This window comes from Streptomyces sp. NPDC006283 (genome assembly GCF_040613325.1).
GTDB lineage: Bacteria > Actinomycetota > Actinomycetes > Streptomycetales > Streptomycetaceae > Streptomyces.
The window spans coordinates 1-2,852 of sequence record NZ_JBEXRZ010000394.1 but is presented as its reverse complement, the minus strand read 5'-3'; the positions used below and the strand labels follow the sequence as shown (position 1 = coordinate 2,852).

Sequence of the window (2,852 nt, the reverse complement as noted above, 5' to 3'; positions counted from 1 at the left end):
GGCGTCCCGGGAAGACGGCGTCGAGGTTGCGCAGCCCCCCGCGCGGCGAGGTGTGCTTGATCCCGTCGTCCTCCGGCCGGACCGGCCGCCTCGTGGAAGGATGTGCCACAAACATCACATACCGAGGAGATGACCGGGTGCCTGGCACAAACCTGACCCGTGAAGAGGCGCAGCAGCGTGCGCGCCTGCTCACCGTTGACTCGTACGAGATCGACCTCGATCTCTCCGGGGCGCAGGAAGGCGGTACCTACCGGTCCGTGACCACCGTGCGTTTCTCGTCCGCCGAGGCGAACGCGGAGACGTTCATCGACCTGGTGGCGCCCGCCGTGCACGACGTCGTGCTGAACGGCAAGTCGCTGGACGTGGCCGCGGTCTTCCGGGACGCGCGGATCGCGCTGAAGCACCTGCACGAGGGCGCCAACGAACTGAAGGTCGTCGCCGACTGTTCGTACACCAACACCGGCGAGGGTCTGCACCGCTTCGTCGACCCGGTGGACCAGCAGGCGTACCTGTACACGCAGTTCGAGGTCCCCGACGCGCGCCGCGTATTCGCGAGCTTCGAGCAGCCCGATCTCAAGGCCACGTTCCAGTTCACGGTGAAGGCCCCCGAGGGCTGGACGGTGATCTCCAACTCGTCGACCCCGGAGCCGAAAGACAACGTCTGGGTCTTCGAGCCGACGCCGCGGATCTCCACATACATCACGGCGCTCATCGCCGGTCCGTACCACAGCGTCCACAGCTCGTACGAGAAGGACGGCCAGTCCGTCCCGCTCGGGATCTACTGCCGTCCGTCGCTGGCGGAGTTCCTGGACGCCGACGCGATCTTCGACGTCACCCGGCAGGGCTTCGACTGGTTCCAGGAGAAGTTCGACTACCCCTACCCGTTCCCCAAGTACGACCAGCTGTTCGTGCCGGAGTTCAACGCGGGAGCGATGGAGAACGCGGGCGCCGTCACCATCCGCGACCAGTACGTCTTCCGTTCGAAGGTGACGGACGCGGCGTACGAGGTGCGGGCCGAGACGATCCTGCACGAGCTCGCCCACATGTGGTTCGGCGACCTCGTCACCATGGAGTGGTGGAACGACCTGTGGCTGAACGAGTCGTTCGCCACCTACACCTCGATCGCCTGCCAGGCGTACGCGCCGGGCTCCAAGTGGCCGCACTCGTGGACCACCTTCGCGAACTCGATGAAGACCTGGGCGTACCGGCAGGACCAGCTGCCCTCGACCCACCCGATCATGGCCGAGATCCGCGACCTCGACGACGTTCTCGTGAACTTCGACGGCATCACCTACGCCAAGGGCGCGTCGGTCCTCAAGCAGCTCGTCGCCTATGTGGGCATGGACGAGTTCTTCCAGGGCGTGCAGGCGTACTTCAAGGCGCACGCGTACGGGAACACCCGTCTGTCGGACCTGCTGGGCGCGCTGGAGGAGACCAGCGGCCGGGACCTGAAGACCTGGTCGAAGGCGTGGCTGGAGACGGCCGGCATCAACGTCCTGCGTCCGCAGATCACCACGGACGGCTCCGGCGCCGTCACCGCGTTCGCGGTGAAGCAGGAGGCGCCTGCGCTCCCCGCCGGCGCCAAGGGCGAGCCTGTGCTGCGCCCCCACCGGATCGCGATCGGCCTCTACGACCTGGACGACGCCGGCAAGCTGGTGCGCCGCGAGCGCGTCGAGCTGGACGTCGACGGCGAGCTGACCGAGGTGCCCGAGCTGGTGGGCAAGCAGCGTCCCGCCGTCGTCCTGCTCAACGACGACGACCTGTCCTACGCCAAGGTCCGCCTCGACGAGGAGTCCCTGAAGAACGTCACCGAGCACTTGGGCGACTTCACCGAGTCCCTGCCGCGCGCTCTGTGCTGGGCCTCCGCCTGGGACATGACCCGCGACGGCGAGCTCGCCACCCGCGAGTACCTGTCGCTGGTCCTGTCAGGGATCGGCAAGGAGTCCGACATCGGTGTGGTCCAGTCTCTGCACCGCCAGGTCAAGCTGGCCCTCGACCTGTACGCGGCGCCGGCATGGCGCGAGGCCGGTCTGACGCAGTGGACGGACGCGACGCTGGCGCATCTGCGGGCGGCGGAGCCGGGCAGCGACCACCAGCTGGCGTGGGCCCGGGCTTTCGCCGCCACGGCGCGCACGCCGCAGCAGCTGGACCTGCTCCAGTCGCTGCTGCACGGCACGGAGACCATCGAGGGCCTGGCGGTCGACACCGAGCTGCGCTGGGCGTTCGTGGAGCGGCTGGCCGCGGTGGGTGTGTACGACGAGGACGACATCGCCGGGGAGTACGAGCGGGACAAGACGTCCGCCGGTGAGCGGCACGCCGCGACCGCGCGCGCCGCGCGGCCGACCCCGGAGGCCAAGGCCGAGACCTGGGCCGCGGTGGTGGAGAGCGACAAGCTCCCCAACTCGATGCAGGAGTCGGCGATCGCCGGCTTCGTCCAGACCGACCAGCGCGAACTTCTCGCCCCGTACACGGAGAAGTACTTCGAGGCGGTCAAGGGCGTGTGGGAGTCCCGCAGCCACGAGATGGCGCAGCAGGTGGCGGTCGGGCTCTACCCGTCGCTGCAGATCTCGCAGGCCACGCTGGACGCGACGGACGCCTGGCTGGCGTCGGCCGAGCCGAACGCGGCCCTGCGCCGCCTGGTCTCCGAATCACGGGCCGGCGTGGAGCGTGCGCTGAAGGCCCAGGCCGCGGACGCGGCCGCGGAGTAGTCGAACAGGCCCTTGGGGCGCGCCGGGCGATCGCCCAGCGCGCCTCTTTGCTTTTTCCTTCGCGGACATACCCGACAAGCAATGACCCGGCGTCAAACCCCGTGCGCGGACCGGGATATGCTCCCGCCCGTCGTCATATGATCT

General features: G+C 68.7%; 1 protein-coding gene. It reads left to right on the top strand.

Annotated elements, in window-relative coordinates:
• Positions 1-137: 137 nt before the first annotated feature.
• Positions 138-2,708 carry an aminopeptidase N gene (gene pepN, locus ABZ070_RS36455; protein ID WP_356640395.1) on the top strand — a complete coding sequence of 857 codons (2,571 nt, stop codon included), beginning with the start codon at positions 138-140 and terminating at the stop codon, positions 2,706-2,708.
• The last annotated feature ends 144 nt before the right edge of the window (positions 2,709-2,852 follow it).